Genomic DNA, 20,450 nt, shown 5'->3' on the forward strand with positions numbered 1-20,450 from the left:
TCGAGGAGGTCGACGACATGGTGTGCACCGTTATTGGCGCGATAGCCATCACCGCGACGACGCGCGGTCGCGCCGCGAGCTGACCTCCGGGCACTCGCCCCAGCGGCTCCCGCCGGCCTCTTGCGCCGGCTGAGCCGCCGACTCCTCGCGTCGTAGCGGTCCGCTGGCCGCGGAAACCTCCGCGCCGCCAGCCGTTGGCGCCGGTGATCCGGCGCCGTCTCGCACCGCTCATTGCGCTGAACCGAGGAGTATCCGTGGATTCCGCGACATCCTTCGAGCCGTTGACGGCGGCCGAGGGCGGACCGAGTCAGGTCATCCGTACCGGCCAGATCGTGCGGCGCGCCGCCAAGCCCTGGACCGGAACCGTGCACACCCTGCTGCACCACCTGGAAGAGGTCGGGTTTCCCGGCTCCCCCTGGGTGGTCGGTACCGGCATCGACGGCAACGGCAACGAGATGCTGACGTACGTCGAGGGCGACATCATGCACCCCCGGGCCTGGACGGACGAGGGGATCTGGCAGGTCGGCAGGCTACTGCGCGAGCTGCACACCGCCACCGCGAGCTTCCGGCCACCGCCGGACGCGTGCTGGCAGCCGTGGTGGATGCACCGGGAGGGGCCCGACTCGGTGATCGGGCACTGCGACGCCGGGCCGTGGCACATCGTCGCCCGGGCCGGCCGGCCGGTGGCGTTCATCGACTGGACCCTGGCCGGGCCGGTCGACCGGCTCGACGAGGTGGTCGGCACCGGGTGGTGGAACGCCCAGTTGCATGACGACGACATCGCCGAACGCCACCACCTGCCGGACCCGGCGGGCCGGGCCCGGCAGCTACGGCTGTTCCTGGACGGCTACGAGCTGCCGGCCGCAGACCGGGCCGGCCTGGTCGACCGGATGATCGAGTTTGCCATCCGGGACTGTGCCGCCGAGGCGACCCGGGCCGGGGTCACGCCGGAGTCGACCGACCCGACACCGCTGTGGGCGCTCGCCTGGCGGGCGCGGGCCGCCGGCTGGATGATCCGGCACCGTACCCTGCTCGAACGCGCCGTCTCCGGCGGCTGACGGACCCGGAGGCCGTCGCCGCGTTCCCGCGCGTCGGCGGCCTCCGGCCGCCCGGTCGTCAGCATGCCGGGACGGCGATCGGCTTGCGCATCCGGACCAGTCGCACGGGTACGCCGCCGGCCGGGTCCTCGACCTGCTCGACCGGTACGAACCCCGCCGCCTCGTAGAGTGGCCGGCCGGCGAGCGTCGACATCAGTTCGAGCGACCGGAAGCCCTCGGCAGCGGCGGCCGCCTCGCAGCGGGCGAGGATCAACCGGCCGACGCCCCGGCGGGTGAAGTCGGGGTGGGTGTACATCGCGCGGACCTTGGCCGGGTTTCGGGTCGGGTCGAGCATCGCCGGGTCCCGGCCCTGCGAGTGGTCACCGCCGTAGAGGGTGGCCCGGCGACTCCACCCGCCGCAGCCGGCGAGCCTGCCGGCCGACTCGACCACGAAGTAGGTGCCGTCGTCGATCAACTGGGTGTCGATGCCCATGATCGAGCGGCTGGACTCGATCTGCGCCTCGTCGAGGAAGCCCTTCTGTAGCTCGGCGATCGCGGCGTCGATCAGCGGCAGCAGCTCTGGTACGTCCGCATGCCGGGCGAGACGGCTGGTCAGCGTCATGGCCCTCCTCGCAGGTAGCCTCCGTCAGGCCGTCATTCAACCAGCCCGCGCGCTGCACGGTCCGCCCGTGGCGTCGGTGGCGGGGTTGGTCGTCGGGTCCGACGCGGGGTCGTACGGGCAGGCATCCCCTCGTACGCGGCCTGTCGAGCTGCCCCGCTTGTGCGCCCAGGCGCGTTTCGTCAGCGTCGGTGGAAGATCGTCCGCTCGGCATCGGTAGAACCGCCGAATCGAGGCGGGCCAGTGGATGATGGGGTGTCGTTGACATCGACGAGGACCGCATCTGAAGGATGAGTATGGACACCACCCACCCGGTCCACCCGCCGTCAGAGAAAGGATTCTCTGCACCGCCACGGTCAGCCGCGTCCGGCACGCCCGACCGCACGTCGCGGTTGGGCTGGTTGGACGCGTTGCGCGGCATCGCGGCACTCGTCGTCGTGTTCGACCACTCGTCGTACGCCTTCATGGCGGAGCTGCGACCGGAGTTGACGGCTCAGTTCAACACCAGCAGGTACGGCATCATGGTGTTCTTCCTCGTCAGCGGCTACATCATCCCCGCGTCGCTGGAACGCAAGGGCTGCATCAGGACGTTCTGGATCGGACGGATGTTCCGCATCTACCCGCTGTGGGTGGCTGTCGTCGCCGCGCTCCTCGTGGCGAGTCTGCTGGGCGTCGCGAACATCCGTGACTTCGGTGAGCAGAGCGTGGCCACGGTGGCCCTCGCCCACCTCACGATGCTCCAGGAGCTGCTGAGTACGCCCAATCTCCTCCTCGTGCTGTGGACGCTGTCGTACGAGATGGCCTTCTACCTGCTGGTCGTGGCTCTCTTCACCGTCCGCCTGCACCAGCGCTCGACGGCGGTCGCCGGCATCTTGGCCGTGCTTGCCGCCGCGAGCGTGGCGGCCGGCCTCACGCTGCCGGCCTCGGCCCTCTCCGACAGGGTCGGCACCGGCCCGCTGATCGCGGTTGCCCTGATCGCCATGGTGATCGCCGTCTGCTGTGCAAGCGCCGGATCACCCGCGTTCCGGCTGTTCGGTGGCCTGGTGGGCGGGGTGCTGGCACTCGTCCTGGTCCCCTTCAACGGCACGGTTCCAATGTGGGAGGGCCTGGTGATCCTCGCCGTCATGTTCCTCGGCACCGCCATCTACCGGGCCGAGAGCGGTCAGCGCACCTGGCGGGTCGCGGCCTGGACGGCCGCCGTGGTGCTCACCTGCGCCGTGGGGAGTGCGTACGCGTCCGGCGACGGGGGACATTTCACGCGGCGCGGCTGGATCGCGGCGTTTCTGCTGGCCGTGCTCACCTTCGGCGTCGGGCTGACGTTGCGGCACCGACGGGTACCGCGCTGGTTGATCGGATTGGGCACGATCAGCTATTCGGTCTATCTGGTGCATCCGGTGCTGCTGGCGGTGACGGACGGCACGATCGGCCGGTGGCAGCAGAACAATCTCGCGCTCGAAGTGGCGTTCTATGCGGTCCTGATCCCGCTGTGCGTACTGACCTTCCGCTTCGTCGAAGCGCCGAGCCAGACCTGGGGCCGTAGGTTGGCACGCCGCGTCCAGCCGCCATGATCACGACTTTTACCGGGTTACGACGGACGAGTCGACCTGTACGCCGATGAACCTCGGCCCGCAGGGCCTGGCCCGTCTCCGTCAACCGCTGGCCCAGGCCGCAGCGGGCGTGACCCCTCCGGGGTACCAGGCCGGCGACACCTCGTCGTGCGGCACCCGGCGACGGACCGGTGGCAGGAGGCTGTGCCGAGCCCGCCACCGGCCGACGTCGCGACGACCTACCTGCTGACCAGCCGGACGAGGTCCACCAGGCGGTTGGAGTAGCCCCACTCGTTGTCGTACCAGCCGATGACCTTGACCTGAGCCTTGTTGACCGCGGTGAGCTTGCCGTCGATCGTGCAGCTCGGCCCCGAGTTGACGATGTCGCTGGAGACGATCTCGTCCTCGGTGTAGGTGAGGATGCCCTTCATCGGCCCGTCGGCGGCCGCCTTGAAGGCGGCGTTGACCTCTTCCGCCGTGGTCTCCCGCTCCACCTGCACGATGAAGTCGGTGACGGAGCCGGTCGGCACCGGGACCCGGAAGGCCATGCCGCGCAGCTTGCCCTCCACCTCCGGCAGGACCAGGCTCGTCGCCTGGGCCGCACCGGTCGAGGTCGGCGCGATGTTCACCGCCGCGGCGCGGGCGCGCCGCAGGTCGACCGTGCCCTTACGGGTCACCGCGATCTGGTCGAGAAGCTGCTGCTCGGTGGTGTACGCGTGGATCGTCGTCATCATGCCGCTGACGATGCCGAAGTTCTCCAGCAGCACCTTGGCCATCGGCGCCACACAGTTCGTGGTGCAGGAGGCGTTCGAGATGATGTGGTGGTTGGCCGGGTCGTAGCGGTCCTCGTTGACGCCCATCACGATCGTGATGTCCTCGCCCTTGGCCGGCGCGGAAATGATGACCTTGCGGGCGCCGGCGGCCAGGTGCTGCTTGGCATCGGCCGCGTTGGTGAACCGTCCGGTCGACTCGACCACGACGTCCACGCCAAGCTCGCCCCAGGGAAGCTGTGCCGGGTTCGTCTCGGCGGTGGCCCGGAAGGACCGGCCGTCGACCGACAGCGAGTCCGCGGTGTGCGAGACCTCGGCCTTCAGCGGCCCGAGCACCGAGTCGTACTTCAGCATGTGTGCCAGGACGTCGGTCCCGGCAAGGTCGTTCACCCCCATGATCTCGATGTCCGTGCCGCTCTCGAGTGCGGCGCGGAAGAAATTGCGACCGATTCGACCGAACCCGTTGATGCCGACCTTAATGGTCATCGGAAGGCTCTCCCCATGTCGACTACTGTGAACCTGACACTGTCGAGCGTCGTTGCTGAGCAGCGCCTACCGCCGCCGATCCGGTCACATCCGGCCCGGGCAGCTCTCTCAATCTATCGTCTGCGATTTTCGGCCGGAGAACGCACTCGGCACGGCCACCGCAGGGCCCGGGATCAACGCACGGGCGCCGGTCCGACCATGACGTCCCGGACCCCGGTCAGAATCGCCGCGACGAGATCCCGGGAGGTTCCCCGGCCGCGCAGCCGGAGCGTGCCGTCGTCGAAAGCCCGCAGGTAGAAGCGGTGGCCGAAGCGGTGGAATCCGCTCTCCCACCGCACCTCGCCGTCGCTCGGGTCGTCGCTGCCGGAAACGTAGAGCGAGCGGTCGGCGGTGATGTGGTTGAACGCCCAGGCCGATTCGGCCTGCCGGGACAGCTCCGGACGGTCGGCACGGAGCCGGGCCAGGGCCTCCGGGTCGTACATGCCGAGCCGGTACGCCCGAACGGCGACATGGTGCAGCCGCCGTGCAAGCGTGGGAAGGTCGTCCTCGACGGGCATGTCGAACTGCAACGGTGCCCACTGGTTCATCGAGGTGACGTAACGCCCCCACCGGGCGCTGAACCGGTTGGACGACATCAGCCGCAACGGGACGGACGTGAGGCCGGTCGCCCGCCGGATCGCCATGGCGTACGCGGCGAGGAAGACGCTCGCCGGGGAGATGTCGGCCCGCCGTGCCAGGTCGTACGCGGTGGTGGCCAGGCCGGGGCAGCAGAGGCTGGCCTGGAGGGTCTCCGCGTCGGGTGGCGCCGGATCGCCCATGGCGCTGGAGCACGCCGGTGGCAGGCAGGCCCGCCAGTTCCGCAGCGCGGCCTCGTTCTTCGCCGCGAACGTCGGCGAGCGTTGCTCCTCGGCCATCGTGACCAGGCTGTACGTGTCCTCCTCGACGGCATTGCCGGCCGGCGTACGCAGCTGGGCGGAGAGGTCGGCCTGCAGGACCGCTTGGCCACCCCCGTCGGCGACGATGTGGTGGTTGACGAAGACCAGGTACGCCGCGTGCCCCCGGGCGGTGAGCACCCGCGCGCGCCAACCGGTGCCGCGTTCGAGGTCGAAGGGGCCGCTGCCGAGCTCGGCCAACGCCGCCGGTACGTCCTGGGTCGCCAAGTCCACGACATCGAGCTCCAGGTCGCCGTCGGGCTGGACCAGTTGCTCGGGCCGGTCGGGATCGGTGAGTTGGTACGTGGTACGCAGCGACGGGTGCCGGCGGACCAGTCGCTGCATTGCCCGCCGGACGCCCGCCACGGCGGTGCCGTCGGGCAGCGGCCAGACGGCGGAGACGTTCGCCTCCGCCCAGCGCGCCGGAGGCAGGGTGCGTACGTCGCGCCAGATCGAGAGCTGCCCGAAGGAGAGCGGTCCGTTGCGTTGCATCTATGCCTCCACGCCGGTGAGCTGCTGCCGGCTCCGCAGCACGGTGACCGTGAGCACGGCGACGACGAGGACCGACAGGCCCGCCGCGACGAGGTTGGCGCCCTGCCACCCGACCGAGGCGAACACCGCGGCGGCGGAGAGCGACGCCAACGCGCCCATCGACCCGACGGACGCCTCCACCGCGCCCTGGACCCGGCCACCCGCGCCCTGCGGGTAGCACCGCACGACGTAGGTGCTGCCGGCGACGTAAAGGAAGTTCCAGCCGACGCCGATCAGGGCGAGCGAGATCGTGAACTCGACCACGCCGGTGCCGAGCGAGCCGACGACGCCGCCGACCGCCAGGATCCCGGCGCCGAGCAGGCCGGTCCAGTGTGCTCCCCATCTGGTGGTGATGGCGCCACTGAACAGCGACGGGCCGAACATCCCGACCATGTGCCACTGGATCATCAATGCGCCCGCCGAGAGCGCGTGTCCGGCGTGGCTACTGCCGATCGGCCCCATCGCCATGAGCATCGTCATCACCACCGAAGCCGTACCGAGCAGCAGGAAGGCCATCCGAAAGTCCCGGGTCGAGGCCGCGACCCGGATCGGCACCGCCGGCACGGCGGGCTTGCCGGCCGCCGTGCCGGCCGGGGCTCCGCTCGGCCGGACCCACAGCACGAGCAGCACGACGGCCGCCGCGAGGAGACTCACCAGCAGGTACGAGCCGGCGAACTCGGCCGCGAGGAGCCCGCTGCTGGCCGTCGCCCCCCACGGGCCGAGGAACGCGGCGGCGAGGCCCCCGCACAGCACGATGCTCAACGCCCGGGCCCGGCCGCCGGTGGGTGCCCGGTCCGCCGCCAGGTAGCGGAAGTAGCCGCCGGTCGCCTTGTAGAGACCGACCACGGCGGTGCCGAGGCAGAGCGCGAGGAACGACTCGGTGATGGTCGCCCACATGCAGATCAGGCCGCCGACGACGGCGGTCGCGGCCCCGCACAGCAGCACCGTACGGTGTCCGAGCCGGACGCTGAGCGTGCCGGCCAGGTACGACGCGACCGTGGCGACGACCGTCATCACCGTGAGCGGCACCGTGGCGAGTGCGGTGCTCGGAGCGAGATGGAGGCCGACCACAGCGGTGAGGGTCAGGTCGACCGCCAGGCCGCCATAGTAGAGGAACTGACAGGTCGTCAGGATCCACAGCTCGGTCGTGAAGACCGAGGTCCGCTCGGGGGCGTCCGTCAGGGCCGTCCTGCTCTTCGTTTCCACGGTTCAACCTTCGGAGTCGGTGCCAGCCTTCATGGCGCCGGCACGGGCGGCGGACTGTGCTTCCTGGAAGCGGTTGCGCTGGGCGGCCGCCCACGCGTTGCTGGAGAGCAGACCGGTGGTCGAGTTCCGGAACCCTGGCGCGACGAACCTGGCGAACAGGTCGAGGCTCTGCCTGGTCCGTTCCGGACTCGCCCAGTCCATGATAGAGATGAGAAGGCAGCCGAAACCGCCGCTGAGTTCACGCAGCTTCTCGATCCGGGAAACACAGTCGTCGACGTCTCCGGTGATGATTCCGCCGGCCTCCACGGTGGCGTCGAATGCCTTGCGCGCGCCGATGCCACTCGTGGCCATCGGCATCCCCATAGTTCCCACCCACAGTTCGGCGCGCTGCCGGAGCCATCCGTCGTAGATGTCGTCGAGAGCCTGCTGCCGGGTCTGCGCCACGTGCACCGGCACCAGCAGGCGCCACGATTGGCGGGAAGCCGGATGACCTGCCTCGCTCGCGGCCGACTCGTAGTAGCCCCATTGCTCGGCGAGCCGCTCGATCATCAAACCCTGACCGGGCCTCACGATACCCCACGGAGGGGCCACGTACGAGAGCGCGCCGACCCCGGTACGGCCCGCCAACCGCATGCCGAAGGGCGAGAGCGCACTCGCCACCGCCACCGGAAAACCGGCCGGATCGAATGGTCGTAGCTGGATGCGTCCGTCCCGGAGTTGGAACCAGTCGGAGCTGCGGCTGACCACCTCGCCCCGCAACAGCGGCAGCACCGTCTCCAACGATTCCTCGGTACGCCGTCGGGTGTCTCCGGGATCGATCCCCAGCATGTGCATGTCGGAGGTGACCGAGCCGGCCCCGACACCGAGGATGAACCGCCCCCGGGTGAGGTTGTCGAGCTGCATCGCCCGCTCGGCGGCCATGAACGGATGGTGGTACGGCAGCGTCATCACACCGGTCGCCAGCTTGATCCGCCGGGTACGTTCGGCGGCGGCGGCGATGAACAGCTCCGGCGAGGTGATGGTGCCCCAGCCCGCCGAATGGTGTTCGCCCACCCAGAACTCGTCGAAGTTGAGGTCGTCGGCGAGCTGCGCCAGGCCCAGGTCGCGCTGCAACAGCAGGTGCGGGTCCTCCCCCGGCGGATGCAGCGGAGAGATGAAGCAACCGAATCGCAGGGTGTCCACCGCGGTACGTCCTTTCGATGACTGTTGCAGGTCCGGTACGAGGGTCAGAGGCCGCCGGCTATCGCCACCCGCTGGATCTGGTTCGTGCCCTCGATGATCTGGAGCAGTTTGGCCTCGCGCATCCACCGCTCGACGGGATGGTCGCGGGTGTATCCGGATCCGCCGAGCACCTGCACCGCGTCCGTGGTGACCCGCATCGCGGTGTCGGTGGCGAACAGCTTGCATTTCGCCACCTCGGTGGAGATGGCCCGTCCACCGTCCTTCATCCTGGCCACCGAGAGCAGCAGCGCGCGGGCCGCCGCGATCTGGGTGGCCATGTCTGCCAGCAGGAAGGAGACGCCTTGGAAGGAGATGACCGGACTGCCGAACTGCACCCGCTGCTTGGCGTAGCCGCACGCGTGGTCCAGCGCGGCCTGGGCGATGCCGAGCGCACACGCGGAGATCCCGAGCCGGCCGTGGTCGAAGACCGAGGCGGCCACCAGCATGCCCCGGTTGCGCCGGCCCAGCATCCGGTCGGCGGACACCCGTACCTGGTCGAATCCGACCTGTGCGGTCGGCAGTGCCCGGACGCCCATCTTCCGCTCCGGCGCGGCCGGCAGCACGCCCGGGGTGGACGCGTCGACCAGCAGGCAGGAGAGGCCACCCGGCCCGGCCGGTCCGGTCCGGCAGAAGACGCTGTACCGGTCCGCCACTCCGCCGTGGGTGACCCAGGCCTTCGTACCGGTGATCACGTAGTCGTCGCCGTCGCGCTCGGCCCGGGTCCGGATCGCGGCCAGGTCGGAACCGGCCTCCGCCTCGGACATGCAGGTGGCCCCGAGCCGGTCACCCGCGAGCATCGCCGGCAGGACCGACTCGCGCAGCTCGTCGGAGCCGAAGGCCGCGATACCGTGGCAGGCCAGCACATGTACGTGGGCCGACTCGGCCACGGCCAGCCAGCCGTACGCCAGCCGCTCCAGCACCTGCACGTAGAACTCGTACGAGAGGCCGGCGCCGCCGTACCGTTCCGGAAACGGCAGACCCAGCACGCCGACCTTGCCGAGCAGCTTGACCAGGTCCAGGGGGTAGGTTCCGGACTCCTCGCCGGCGGCCGCCCGTGGGGCCAGTTCCTCCTCGGCGATCTGCTCGACCAGCGCGAAGAGTTCCGCCTCCGTGTCCGAGGCGAACGTCCGGGCAACCTTCATCGCCGGTTCACCGCCCGCCCCGCGACCACGGCGCGCTCTCCGGCCAGCGCCGGGCGACCTGGCTGACGCAGTAGTCCCAGTACGAGCGGATGGCCAGGTCGCCGTAGATGAAGTCCCGCTTCCCGGCGATGTCCTCGACGGTCGAGCTGTGGTAGCCGGCGGACACCTGTTCGGCCAGCAACTGGAGCCGGCAGGCCCGTTCGAGCAGGTGCGCGGCGACCGTGGCGTGTTTGATCGACTTCCCGACGATCAGCCCACCGTGGTTGCGCAGCAGCAGTGCGGGGTCATCGGAGAGCGACTTCGCGACCGCCTGGCCGGTGGGCGCGTCCAGGATGGTGTTGCTGGTCATCGTGAACCGGCCGAGCCGGTCCTCGAAATATGCGCCGTCGTGCGACACCGCCCGCAGGTCCAGGTCGGTGGCGCCGAAGACCAGCGTGTACGGGGCGTGGCTGTGCACCACGGCGTTCACGTCCGGGCGGGCCTGATAGACGGCCTGGTGCAGGGCAAGTTCGGGTGGGGCCAGCGGCGGCGGCGCGACGGCGAAGTCGATCGGCGCGAGGATCACGTCCTCCGGCCGGCACTCGTCGAAGCCAGTGAGCGCACCCTTGATCAGCATGACGTCGGAGCCGGGCATCCGGGCGGACACCTGCCCCTGGTTGAAGTCGTCGTGCCCACCGATCGACAGCGACCGGGCGGCGATCGCGACATGGCCGCGCAGCCGCACCGCGGCCGGAAGGAGCGCTCCGGTTCCCGGCGTGGTCATCGGATTGCCCGCATGCTCATTGAACCCCCTGCTGGTTGTCGAACCCCTGGAGAAACGCGCGATCGAACAGTTCCCCGATCTCCACCAGCCCGGCCGGCGCGTCGTGCGCCCATCGCGCGGCCACCATGGCGCCGTACACCGCGGCGCCGAGTCCGCGTACGTCGTGGTGCAGCGCGAGCGCCTCATGTTCGAAGGTCAGGTCGATCCGGTGTTCGCTGACCCGGTGCCCGGCCCGGTACGAGGCGACGTCGTCGACCGGGACGCCGGCGCTGGCGGTCCACCGCGCCGCGAGCGCCGAGGCGGATGCCGACGGCCGGTCCGCCTTCGCCGGGGTGTGCCGTTCCAGGACGCTGGCCCGGGGCCGTTCCGGCAACCGCCGGGCGACCCGGCCGGCGATTCCGACGAGGTGGGCCTGCAACCAGTGCCCGACGGAGAGGTTGACCGCCCGGACGACGGGCACCTCCCGGGCGAGGTTCGCCATGATCGCGCCGGCGTCGGCGGTCAGGTCCGAGGCGCAGACGACGAGGGCGGCACCGGCCCGGCGGCAGAGCTGCGCCGACCGGGGCAGCACATGACCCCGGCTCGCGTCGACCACCACCGTGACGTCTGCCCCGTCCGGCCAGTGGTCCCGGGTCGCGGCGAAGCCCACCGGGACGTCCCGCCGTCCGCACTCGGCCACGATCCGCGAGCCCAGCCGTCCGGTCGCGCCGACGACGCCGAGCCGTAGCGGATCACCGCGCATACACGCCGCCCTGTTCGGCGACGTAGTCCGCGATCTCGCGTACGGTGCCCAGCTTTCCGGCCGCCTCCTCGAGATCGATGTAGACTCCGAACTCGTTCTCGATCGCGTCGATGAGCCGCAGGTACGACAGCGAGGTGAGCCCGATCTCGGTCAGCACCGTCGCGTCCTGGGACAGTTGCGCGCCGGACACCGTACCATCGCTGGCCTCGACGACCAGTTCGGCGATCCGAGTGGCCATCGGGTTCTCGCCCATCGTTGTCTCCTTTCCTCCGTGCCGGCGGGACCGCCGGTCATGTGGCTGGGCCACGGCCCCGGGCCAGCTCTCGCAGGGCGCTCATCCGCGGCTTTCCCAGGCTGGTGACCGGCATCTCCGGCACGACGAGGAAACGCTCCGGCACCTTGTACGGCGCGAGCCGACCGAGGCAGTGCGCCCGCAACTGCGCCGGGTCGGCCATCACCGGTCCGCTGAGCGCGGCGACCAGCATCGGGTCGCCGTTGCCCTTCTCGACGGTGAAGACCGCGACCGCGACCGTGCCGGGCACGGACAACAGCGCGGTGCGCACCTCGGCGGCGTCGATCTTCCGGCCGCCGATATTGATCGCCTTGCCGGTCCGGCCAGCCAGGAAGAGCCGGCCGTCGCGGAGGAACCCCTCGTCGCCCGTGTGGAACCAGCCGTCCGCGTCGCGCCTGCGCTCGAAGTGTCCGGGGACGTTGAGGTAGCGGGTGCCCATGGAGCGGCTCCGGACCCGCAGCTCGGTGACCGTGGTCTCGGCGCCCGGGAGGTCCCCGGCCGGCCCGAAGTCGAACTCGGCACCGGGCAGCGGGAAGCCGAGCCCCGCGTCGGGGGCGGGATCGGGATCGAAGGTGAGCGGGCCGGTCTCCGCTACGCCGTAGTAGTTGCAGACCGCGAGATCGTGTCGGGCGAGCAGCGCGGCACGGGTCTCGGTCGACAGGGGCGCGGCGGAGGAGAGCGCCACGGTGAGCGCGGCGAGTTCGGGGATGGCGATGTCGCGCCGGAGCAGCGAGTCGTACAGTGCCGGAAACCCGGTCAGCCGGCTGGGCCGGATCTCGCGCAGGAACCGGGCCACATGACCGGCGCTGGGCATCCCCGACGGCAGCCAGAGCGCGGCGCCGGCCAGGAACGCCGGCAGCAGCGAGGTGTTGAACGCCAGGCCGTTGAACAGCCCGGCGAAGCAGAGGATCCGGTCGTCCGGACCGGTGCCGGAGGCCTCGTTCCAGGCGGTCGCGGCGTTGAGTACCGCGGTGCCGGAGAACTCGATGCAGCTCGGCATGCCGGTGGAGCCGGAGGTGAAGCGGCACACCTCGGTGTCCGGGTGCAAGTCCGGCCGGACGGACCCGGCCGGACGGTACGCCAGCGCGGAGGTGACCGAGAGGCCACCCAGCTCTCCGGCGTCGCGCAGTCCGGACAGCGGCAACTCCCGATCGTGGACCAGCAGGTCGATGCCGCAGCTCCCGATGACCGCGTCGATCTCCTGGGGGCCGAGTACTGGATCGAGCAACAGTGGCACGGCGCCCGCGCGCAGGCAGCCGAGGTAGGCAGCGACGTACCGGGGTGAGTTCGCGGCCGAGATGACGACCCGGGGACGATCGGCGGGATCCGGCCACCCGGCCGGCGCCAGGGTGGCCCAGGTCTGTCGCAGTCCCCGGGCGAACTCCGCCGCGGCCTCCGCAAGTTGCCCGTACGTCAAAACCTCGCGCGGACCGCCGACGGCCATTCGGTCCCGATGCGTCGCGGCCTGCCGCTCGAAGACGTCGTGCAGGATCCCCATCGGCCAGCTCCCCTCCGCTGTCCGCTACTCGCCGTGCGCGTGGGCCAGTTCGGCCCGGTCGTGCTTGCCCATGCCAGCCTGGTCCAGGCCGAGCGCCAGCAGATACAGCAGTTCGTCGTCCTCGGGCAGATCGACCAACTGGCGCCAGGCGGCGACGTCCTGACCGCCGATGGCGGTCACGGCAACGCTGCTGCGGGTCGCGCCGAGGTAGAGCAGTTGCACGGCCGTGGCTGCCCGGTAGACCGCGTCGCGCACGGTCTGGCCGTCCGCCCCGGCGAGCAGCAGGTGCCGTTTGACGTGGCAGATGACGAAGGCCGGGGCCCGGCTCAGGTGCTGCTGGCCCATGCAGGCGTAGCGGACCGCCTCCCGGTCGGTCAACCGGTCCGAGACGACGACGTTGACCCCCGCCCGCAGCGCCGGCGCGCGACAGGCGTCCGCCAGCGGGCCCGGTACGGCGGCCAGGGTGATCTGCAGGCCGCCGTTGCGGGCATCGTCGGTCGGCCGGGTCACGTCGGTGGGCAGCGGCGTCGCGAGCGCGCCCATCGCCTCGGCGACGGCGTGCCCGGGCGGTGGCAGCTCGGAGAACTGTTTGCAGGACCGGCGTAGTTGGGAGAGCGCGCCCCACTCCCCGCGCCGGATCGGTACGGCGCCACCGGCACCGGCGACCGGCGGCTGGATCAACGGCTCGTCCACCACCGGCCCCGGCGCGCCGCTGCCCTCGACGAGCTGCCGGGGGATGCCGGACCAGCAGTACCGCTCCAGGTCACACCGGTTGTCGGGGCCGGGCGTGACGTACTGGCGGAAGGACGACCAAGCCGGTTGCCCGGTGGCCTGCGGGGCGGGCCCGATCGAGACCACCGAGTGGACTTCCCGGTAGGGCAGCAGACCCCAGAGCTGATCCATGATCTGGCGGCGGGGTATCCGCAGCCGCAACGTGGCGGATCCGGTGTCCAGCGCGGTCCCCAGCAGGTTCGTCGAGACGTGTCCGGCGTCGAGCTGGGCGTAGAGGTAGCCGCGATGACCGTACTTGCGCATCGACAGCCACGGCCGGGTCAGCACGATGAGGTCCGCCGTGACCGCACCGGACGGCGGTTCCGGCGAGGCCAGCAGGTGCTCCACCAGATCGCCGGGGACCGGTAGCAGCACTGCGGCCCGCCGGGCGAAGTCGAGGCGGAAGAGCTTCGCCTCCTCGCCGTCGGTCCGACGGACCAGGACGACGACGTCGTACGGGAAGATGGCGCCGGCCGAGGGCACGCAGCGGGCGGGACCCGCGCCGCGGAAGATCCCCCGCCCCACCAGATCGAGAGCCTGGCGGAGCCCGGCGCTGCGCTGCACCGTGGCCTCCACCCGGAACTCATGCTGCAGGTCGGTCATCCATCGCCAGGCCTCCGCGATGGACGTCGCGTCCGCCTGCGGCGTCCGCCCCGGCAGGGTACTGAGAGCCTCCGCACGCATTCCACCCGCCAATCTGTTGCGTTCCCCATGTGGCGGGAATGGCCAGGTCGATCTGCTTTCGACACCGGCGCAGCTTCCCGGGATTGCGAAGATCAGCGTATCTTCAGCCTCCGGCAGGAGGATAGGAACTTTTCCGGCACGTTTGCGGCAGTTAGGGCCCAACATTGTGCCGATAACACCGTGACCTGCGGCACGCACCGGCACAACCGGCTTTGACGGGCAGTCGAATCCCGATCTCGGTGCGACCGGTATCTTCCCCGAGCAGAGTTGACTGGCGCTATTCGACACCTGGAAAATTGCTCCCGTCCGGTCGATAGAATCGTTAGTCGATGTCGGCTGGGTGAATTGTTTCGTCGAGCGGAAGGCGTGCCGCGATTTGGTCCGCGACCGGCGGAAAGAAATGGATCCGCGAACCGCGACGACGGACGACATTTCCGCATAGAGGAGGTGAACAACATGAAGAAGTACGCCAAGCGTGCCGCTGTGGCCGGTGCCCTCCGGGACACCAGCATCGTCGCCGACACCAGCGTCATCGCCGACACCAGCATCGCCGACACGAGTGTCATCGCCGACACCAGCCTGCTGAAGGACACCAGCGTCGTAAAGGACACCAGCGTCCTGGGTGACACCAGCGTCATCTGAGACGCCGCCGTCCGGCCAGCACGGTCGGGTGCGCCGTACCCGTCCTGGGTCCGGCGCACCCGGCCCACGGCCGTCGTTGCCGCACGACTGGCGGACCGGTACGGCGCACCGCCGGCCGCCCAGCGAGAAGGGCCGTACGTGACAGCGGAACCACCCGCACCGCTGCCTGTGGAGGACGTGCTGCGCGCCTGGCAGGACCCCGTCTTCCGGGCCCGGCTCGACGAGGGCGAACTGGCGCGGCTGCCGGACAGCCCGGTGGGCATCCTCGACCTGGCCGACCTGCCGGCGGACTAGGACCGGCGTCAACGCCACTGGCCGGCGACTTGACACCGGCAAGAGCACACACTCGGCCGATTTGCCTGCCGGAGCAGCGGAATGAACCTTCTTCAACCTGGACCGCGCGGCGCTCACGCACCGCGTCCGACCTTGCGGTCCGCCGGACCGCAAGGGGAGGTTGAAAAGGTTCAATGGTGCATCACGAAGGAGCAGGCGTGCGGGCGGATCTGGCCGGGGATGCCCGGTGGTGGCTCGGTATCCCGTTGTCCGGCCGGCTGGGCCAGCCGACCCGGTGCACCGGACCGGACCGGGAGCGCGGCGAGCTGCGGCTGCGACTCTGGCGTACGGGGAGGATTGTCCGGGGGCACACCGGCCCGCCGGCGCACTGGCTCGGCCCCGGCACCGACCTGCCCGCGCTCGCCGGGGAGTCCGCCGCGTCGCTCCGGGCCCGGCTGCCCGACCCACCCGACTGGACCCGGGTGATCGCGCGGGCGTGGCGGGACTTCCCACCACACCGGCCGGACGGCCGCACCCGCCAGCCCGCCAGCCTGCCCGGTCCGCCAGCCGACCACACCCGCCGCCCCCCGGCCGATCGCACGGGCCGGTCGGAAGAGGAGTTGCTCGGCTGGCTCGGGCCGCTGCTCGACTGGGCTGGGCGGGAACTGCGTACCGGGCTGGAGCAGCTGGTCAGCCCGCCGCACCGACTCGACGCGCGGCACCCGCTGCTCGCGCCGGACACCGACCGGCTCCTCGCGATGGTGCAGCGGGTCCTGCTGCTCGACCTGCACGCCGCGCGGCTACGTGGACGGCTGCCCGGCGCCACGCCCGAGCAGCGGTTCCAGGCGTTCGCCACGGAGCTGGTCGAGCCGGGACGCGCCCTCGATCTGCTGGCGCGGTATCCGGTGCTCGCCCGGGAACTGGTCGCGCACCTGCGGACCTGGATCCGCGTCCGGCTGGAACTGGCGCACCGGCTGGTCGAGGACGCGGACCGGCTGCGGGAGGCGTTCGGCGCTCCGGCAGCGGGTCTCAGCGCTGTCCGGGAGATCCGGTTCGGCGCCGGCGACACCCACCGGGGTGGCCGGTCGGTTGCCGTGATCACGTACGACAACCGGATCAGCGTCGTCTACAAGCCGCGCAGTCTCGCGATCGAACGGCACTTCAACGCCCTGCTGAGCTGGCTGAACGAGCGCGGGCTGACCCACCCGTTGCACCCACCGCCGGTGCTCGACCGCGGCGGGTACGGCTGGTGCCGGTACGTCGCACCGAGCCCGTGCCGGGACGCTGCGGAACTGGCCAGGTTCTACTGGCGGCAGGGCAGTTACCTGGCACTGTTCTACGCCCTGCGGGCATACGACATGCACGCCTGGAATCTGATCGCGGACGGCGAGCATCCCGCGTACATCGACCTGGAGGCGCTGTTCCACACCGAGCCCGCGCTCACGGTGGCGGAGTCGGAGCACCACGAGGTGACCACCCGGGTGCTGCGGAACTCCGTACTCACCGTGCAACTGCTGCCCCGCCGGCTCGCCGAGCCGGGCGGCGGCGGTGACCCCAACTTCGGCATCTGCGGGCTGCTCGGCGGGGTGGACGAGGGCGACCAGGCGACGTACCCGGGCCAGTCCTATGCGGACGCCGGCACCGACCTGATGCGGATTACCCGCCGTCCCCGGCCTGCGGACGTCTCGCACAACCGGCCCCGGCTGACGGGCGCGCCGACCCCGCCGCCGATCCGGGCGGACGCGGTACTCGCCGGCTTCGAGGCGACCTACCGACTGCTGCTGCGCGAGCGCCCGGCGCTGCTGGATTCCGCCGGGCCGCTCGCGGCGTTCCACGACGCCGAGGTACGGGTGGTGCTGCGCAACACGCGCTTCTACGCGGCCATGGTGGACAGTTCCTGGCATCCGGACCTGCTCCGCGATTCGTTCGACCGGGAGCTGTTCCTGCAGCGGCTGGCGACCGGCCACGAGCACTACCCGGCGCGGGCGTCGGTGATCAGCAGCGAGGTCCGCCAGCTCGACCGGCACGACGTGCCGGTCTTCCACGCCTACCCGGGCGAAACAGCGCTGTACGACCCGTCCGGCAAGGTCGCCGACGACTTTCTGGCGGTGAGTGGGCTGGCCGCGGTCCGGCGACGCCTGGCCGGATTCTCCGAAGCCGACCTGCGGGAGCAGCTCTGGCTCGTCCGCGCCTCGCTCTGCACCGTGCTTCCAGTGCCCCGACCCGAGCCCGTGCCGTCGGGTGCCCGACCCGGCGACGTCGATCCGGAACTCGCGATCGCGGCCGCCCGGGGCATCGGCGACCGCCTGCTGGAGACGGCGCTGCGGGATCCGGCGGACGGCACCGTCGAGTGGATCTCGCTGCACCGCCTCGCCCCGCTGTACTGGACGGTCGGCGCGACGAGTCTGGGTCTGGGCTCCGGCGTCAGCGGGATCGCCCTGTTCCTCGCCGAGCTGTCCGAATTGACCGGGGTGGGCCGCTACCGCGACGTGGCCGAGGAGATCGTCCGAGGACTGGTCGGACCTGGTCGGATCCCGCCGGTCGAACAGTTGCGGGGGATGTCGGTAGGCGCGTACGAGGACCTCGGCGGCCTGCTGAACCTCCTGCTGCGCCTGGCCCAGCTCTGGCACGAACCGGCCCTGCTGGCCGAGGCCGAACGCCTCGTCCCGGCCGTAGCGCAGAACCTCGGACACGACCGGCGGATCGACGTACGTGACGGCGTCGCCGGTGCGGCGCTCACCCTGGCCCGGATGTCGCGGCTGCGGCCCGACGCCGGCACCGCCGCCACGATCCGGGATGCCGCCGGTGCCGTCGACGCCGCCGTACGGCGGTACGCCGCCGCCGGCAAGCCCACTCCGGCCGGGCTGGGCCGGGGCAGCGCCGGCTGGGCGTATGCCTCCGCCCGGCTGGCCGACATCATCGGGGCCGACATCGCGGTGTCCCGGGCGACCCGGGCGCTCGACCTGCGCCGCCGGCCCGGCGGCGGCGGACCGGCGGGCGGCGGACCGGCGGGCGGCGGTGCGCGGCCGCACTGGTGTGACGGGGTCGTCGGTACCGGACTGGCCGTGGCCGCGATGCTCGGGATGCCCGGGATGGAGCCGTGCCGGACCAGGTTGCTGGCGGAACTCGGGCGGTCGATCGAACTCGTCCGCTCGACGTGGTTCCGGGACGACTCCTATCTGGGCACCGGCAACGACTCGCTGTGCCACGGCGATCTCGGGATGGTGGAGCTGCTACGCGCGGCCGCCGAGGCGTACGACGACCAATGGTTGCGCGATCAGGCCGGTCTGCTGGCGCATTCGGTGGCCGAGCGGGTCCTGGCCGGTCGACCGGTGACAGCGGCGCCGGCCGGGGTGTGGACGCCCGGTCTGCTGGCGGGAGCGGCCGGAATCGGTCACGGTCTACTGCGTACGGCGTGCCCGGGGGCCGTACCCAGCGTGCTGGTGCTGTGATCATCTGCGGTACGCGACCGGCTGACGACCGACCGACGGGTTCCTGACATCTGGGACACGCACCTGTTGAATTAGGGTGATTTATCAGGGCTTCTGGTTGATCCAGGCCCGCCCCGGAGCGCCATACACACCATCTTGATCGATGTAGATATGACCATTAGCATCGCGCTCGATGGTTGCCGGGGAGGTGACCACGATGGCGTGTCGCCTGCGAGGGCTCCGGCATGAGGGTGACCGCCACGACCTCATTGGTCGTTTTCCTGTCACGGTGCCCGATAGGTCAGATCGAGAGAGCATAACGCACCAGCGCCATGCGAAACGGGGGACGATGATCAACAGAGCTGACCTGACCTTCAGTCGGATCCTGAAGGCGTCCAGGATTCGACGAGGCCTCACGCAGGCGGAATTGGCCACCCGCTCGATGATCAGCATTCGAAGTATCCGGAATCTGGAGTTGGGCCAGGCCAAACATCCCCGGAAACAGACCATCGACCTGCTCGCCGACGCACTCCAGTTGGACAACCTGGCGCGTACCGAATTCCTCCTGGCGGCACGTCCGCACGAGGTCGCCGCGCTTCCGGACCTGGCCCTCACCCATACGACCTCGGAGATGCCACATGCCGCCGACCCGCTCATGGGTCGAGGCCACACCGTCGAACTGGCGGTGAACCTGCTGGCCGCCCAGGGTTCCCGGTGGGTCGCACTCAGCGGTCTGGCAGGCGTCGGGAAGACCCGGGTGGCCCAGGCGGTGGCGCAGGAGGTCAACCGGACCGCCGGGCAACCGGTGCTCTGGATGAGCGCGGACCGGTGGACCCCACCGATCCGGCCCGAGACCCGCCGCAGACGGAGAACCCCGAGGACCGACCTGCCCACCACGCTCTTCGAACTACTACAGCGCGGTGAGCAGGCCACCGAGGAACTGACCGCGCTCGTCAGCGAGTTCTCCGCGCTCATCGTGATCGACAACTTCGTCGAGCCCGTGATCAGCGAGTCCGCCCTGACACACCTGCTGCGCAACTGCCCGAACATCAGCCTGCTGACCTGCAGCCGCGACCCTTCCCGGTACCGGGCCGGCAATCAACTCACCCTCGCGCCACTGGCCGTACCCGAGAGTCCCGACGAGGCGGCCCCCGGCCAACTCGCCCGGTATCCCGCGGTGCACCTCCTGCTCACCCACCTCCAGCGGATCCGGCCGGACGCGCCGATCACGGACGCCCAGATCGGGGCGATCGCCCGGATCAGCATGGCGGTCGACGGCATTCCGCTGGCCCTGAAGGCGGCGGCGTCCTGGCTCCCGCTCTACAAGTCGGACGAACTGGTGGAACTGGCGCTGCGCGCTCCGGCGCTGCTGACCGAACCGGTCACGGAGGGCCGCGACGACGCGGGTTCCGGACTCGTCGCGGCGCTCTCGGAGACGGTCGCCGCGCTGCCGACGGAGCACGCCCGGACCCTGCGTACCCTGGCCTGCCTCGCCGAGCCCTGGTCGATGAGCACCGCGGCCCGGGAGGTGCAGGGCGGGATCCCGGAGGCGGCCAAGGCCGTAAACAGCCTGCTGCAACGAGGTCTCATCCGCCCGACCGAACACGACGACGGCGAGTTCGGCCGGTTTCGCGTACTCAACCTGGTCCGGCACCTGCTCGGGCACCCGATGGGGCTCAACCGGATTGCCGCGTAGCGGTATTGACTTCCGACTGGCGGGACCACGGTTGACGGCGGTCAGATGATCGAGGCCAGCTCGTCAGTTATGGCGAACTGGCCCTGGACCTGCGATTTCCTGTGGGCTGAGGGCTCTCGAACCCCGGCACCGGAGTCCCTTGCCGAACCGGTCGGACTTGACCCGTT

Annotated in this window: 17 protein-coding genes; 6 read left to right on the plus strand and 11 right to left on the minus strand. The window is 70.7% G+C overall.

The genetic code is table 11. The features are described from left to right. Positions 1 to 254 precede the first annotated feature (254 nt). A complete protein-coding gene (locus AAH979_RS11085) occupies positions 255 to 1,058 on the plus strand; it encodes an aminoglycoside phosphotransferase family protein (protein ID WP_346257985.1) in 804 nt (267 codons plus the stop codon). Between the two features lie 58 nt (positions 1,059 to 1,116). Here the strand turns inward: AAH979_RS11085 and AAH979_RS11090 are convergent, their stop codons facing one another. After that, entirely contained in the window at positions 1,117 to 1,659 is a 543-nt protein-coding gene (locus AAH979_RS11090; protein WP_346257986.1) for a GNAT family N-acetyltransferase, read from the minus strand. 293 nt (positions 1,660 to 1,952) lie between these two features. Here AAH979_RS11090 and AAH979_RS11095 point away from each other — a divergent pair, with 293 nt between their 5' ends. Next, a complete protein-coding gene (locus AAH979_RS11095) occupies positions 1,953 to 3,224 on the plus strand; it encodes an acyltransferase (protein WP_346257987.1) in 1,272 nt (423 codons plus the stop codon). Positions 3,225 to 3,442: 218 nt separating this feature from the next. Here AAH979_RS11095 and gap read toward each other — a convergent pair whose 3' ends face one another. From gap to AAH979_RS11145, 10 genes are all read right to left on the minus strand, one after another. Beyond that, a complete protein-coding gene (gap, locus tag AAH979_RS11100; RefSeq protein WP_346257988.1) occupies positions 3,443 to 4,459 on the minus strand; it encodes a type I glyceraldehyde-3-phosphate dehydrogenase in 1,017 nt (338 codons plus the stop codon). A 173-nt stretch (positions 4,460 to 4,632) separates the two neighbouring features. Then, positions 4,633 to 5,883 (minus strand): condensation domain-containing protein, encoded by a 1,251-nt coding sequence (locus tag AAH979_RS11105; RefSeq protein WP_346257989.1) that lies wholly within the window; start codon positions 5,881 to 5,883, stop codon positions 4,633 to 4,635. Further along, entirely contained in the window at positions 5,884 to 7,128 is a 1,245-nt protein-coding gene (locus AAH979_RS11110; RefSeq protein ID WP_346257990.1) for an MFS transporter, read from the minus strand. It lies immediately after the preceding gene. A 3-nt stretch (positions 7,129 to 7,131) separates the two neighbouring features. Next, entirely contained in the window at positions 7,132 to 8,310 is a 1,179-nt protein-coding gene (locus AAH979_RS11115; protein WP_346257991.1) for an LLM class flavin-dependent oxidoreductase, read from the minus strand. Positions 8,311 to 8,354: 44 nt separating this feature from the next. Continuing rightward, positions 8,355 to 9,491 (minus strand): acyl-CoA dehydrogenase family protein, encoded by a 1,137-nt coding sequence (locus AAH979_RS11120; RefSeq protein ID WP_346257992.1) that lies wholly within the window; start codon positions 9,489 to 9,491, stop codon positions 8,355 to 8,357. A gap of 7 nt (positions 9,492 to 9,498) precedes the next feature. After that, entirely contained in the window at positions 9,499 to 10,254 is a 756-nt protein-coding gene (locus AAH979_RS11125) for a class II aldolase/adducin family protein (protein WP_346257993.1), read from the minus strand. A 16-nt stretch (positions 10,255 to 10,270) separates the two neighbouring features. Further along, the gene (locus AAH979_RS11130; protein WP_346257994.1) at positions 10,271 to 10,996 is read right to left on the minus strand and encodes a dihydrodipicolinate reductase C-terminal domain-containing protein; all 726 of its coding nucleotides are present in this window, start codon (positions 10,994 to 10,996) and stop codon (positions 10,271 to 10,273) included. Further along, a complete protein-coding gene (locus AAH979_RS11135; protein WP_346257995.1) occupies positions 10,986 to 11,249 on the minus strand; it encodes an acyl carrier protein in 264 nt (87 codons plus the stop codon). The genes AAH979_RS11130 and AAH979_RS11135 overlap by 11 nt, the downstream gene beginning before the upstream one ends. A gap of 37 nt (positions 11,250 to 11,286) precedes the next feature. After that, positions 11,287 to 12,786, minus strand: a complete 1,500-nt coding sequence (locus AAH979_RS11140; protein ID WP_346257996.1) for a class I adenylate-forming enzyme family protein — start codon at positions 12,784 to 12,786, stop codon at positions 11,287 to 11,289. A gap of 24 nt (positions 12,787 to 12,810) precedes the next feature. Next, positions 12,811 to 14,160, minus strand: a complete 1,350-nt coding sequence (locus tag AAH979_RS11145; RefSeq protein ID WP_346257997.1) for a nitroreductase family protein — start codon at positions 14,158 to 14,160, stop codon at positions 12,811 to 12,813. A 537-nt stretch (positions 14,161 to 14,697) separates the two neighbouring features. Between AAH979_RS11145 and AAH979_RS11150 the strand changes: the two genes are divergently transcribed. From AAH979_RS11150 to AAH979_RS11165, 4 genes are all read left to right on the plus strand, one after another. Further along, a complete protein-coding gene (locus tag AAH979_RS11150) occupies positions 14,698 to 14,883 on the plus strand; it encodes a hypothetical protein (protein WP_346257998.1) in 186 nt (61 codons plus the stop codon). Between the two features lie 138 nt (positions 14,884 to 15,021). After that, on the plus strand, positions 15,022 to 15,177 hold the full coding sequence (locus AAH979_RS11155; RefSeq protein ID WP_346257999.1) for a mersacidin/lichenicidin family type 2 lantibiotic: 156 nt from the start codon (positions 15,022 to 15,024) through the stop codon (positions 15,175 to 15,177). A 197-nt stretch (positions 15,178 to 15,374) separates the two neighbouring features. Beyond that, the gene (lanM, locus tag AAH979_RS11160) at positions 15,375 to 18,608 is read left to right on the plus strand and encodes a type 2 lanthipeptide synthetase LanM (protein ID WP_346258000.1); all 3,234 of its coding nucleotides are present in this window, start codon (positions 15,375 to 15,377) and stop codon (positions 18,606 to 18,608) included. Positions 18,609 to 18,936: 328 nt separating this feature from the next. After that, entirely contained in the window at positions 18,937 to 20,283 is a 1,347-nt protein-coding gene (locus tag AAH979_RS11165; RefSeq protein ID WP_346258001.1) for a helix-turn-helix domain-containing protein, read from the plus strand. The last annotated feature ends 167 nt before the right edge of the window (positions 20,284 to 20,450 follow it).

Origin of the sequence: Plantactinospora sp. ZYX-F-223 (assembly GCF_039649625.1) — a bacterium.
Classification (GTDB): domain Bacteria; phylum Actinomycetota; class Actinomycetes; order Mycobacteriales; family Micromonosporaceae; genus Plantactinospora.

Excerpts from the sequence above, each read along its gene's own strand:
- AAH979_RS11090 (WP_346257986.1), bottom strand. The coding sequence starts at position 1,659 with ATGACGCTGACCAGCCGTCTCGCCCGGCATGCGGACGTACCAGAGCTG.
- AAH979_RS11095 (WP_346257987.1), top strand. The coding sequence starts at position 1,953 with ATGGACACCACCCACCCGGTCCACCCGCCGTCAGAGAAAGGATTCTCT.
- gap (WP_346257988.1), bottom strand. The coding sequence starts at position 4,459 with ATGACCATTAAGGTCGGCATCAACGGGTTCGGTCGAATCGGTCGCAAT.
- AAH979_RS11105 (WP_346257989.1), bottom strand. The coding sequence starts at position 5,883 with ATGCAACGCAACGGACCGCTCTCCTTCGGGCAGCTCTCGATCTGGCGC.
- AAH979_RS11120 (WP_346257992.1), bottom strand. The coding sequence starts at position 9,491 with ATGAAGGTTGCCCGGACGTTCGCCTCGGACACGGAGGCGGAACTCTTC.
- AAH979_RS11125 (WP_346257993.1), bottom strand. The coding sequence starts at position 10,254 with ATGACCACGCCGGGAACCGGAGCGCTCCTTCCGGCCGCGGTGCGGCTG.
- AAH979_RS11130 (WP_346257994.1), bottom strand. The coding sequence starts at position 10,996 with ATGCGCGGTGATCCGCTACGGCTCGGCGTCGTCGGCGCGACCGGACGG.
- AAH979_RS11135 (WP_346257995.1), bottom strand. The coding sequence starts at position 11,249 with ATGGGCGAGAACCCGATGGCCACTCGGATCGCCGAACTGGTCGTCGAG.
- AAH979_RS11140 (WP_346257996.1), bottom strand. The coding sequence starts at position 12,786 with ATGGGGATCCTGCACGACGTCTTCGAGCGGCAGGCCGCGACGCATCGG.
- AAH979_RS11145 (WP_346257997.1), bottom strand. The coding sequence starts at position 14,160 with ATGACCGACCTGCAGCATGAGTTCCGGGTGGAGGCCACGGTGCAGCGC.
- AAH979_RS11150 (WP_346257998.1), top strand. The coding sequence starts at position 14,698 with ATGAAGAAGTACGCCAAGCGTGCCGCTGTGGCCGGTGCCCTCCGGGAC.
- AAH979_RS11165 (WP_346258001.1), top strand. The coding sequence starts at position 18,937 with ATGATCAACAGAGCTGACCTGACCTTCAGTCGGATCCTGAAGGCGTCC.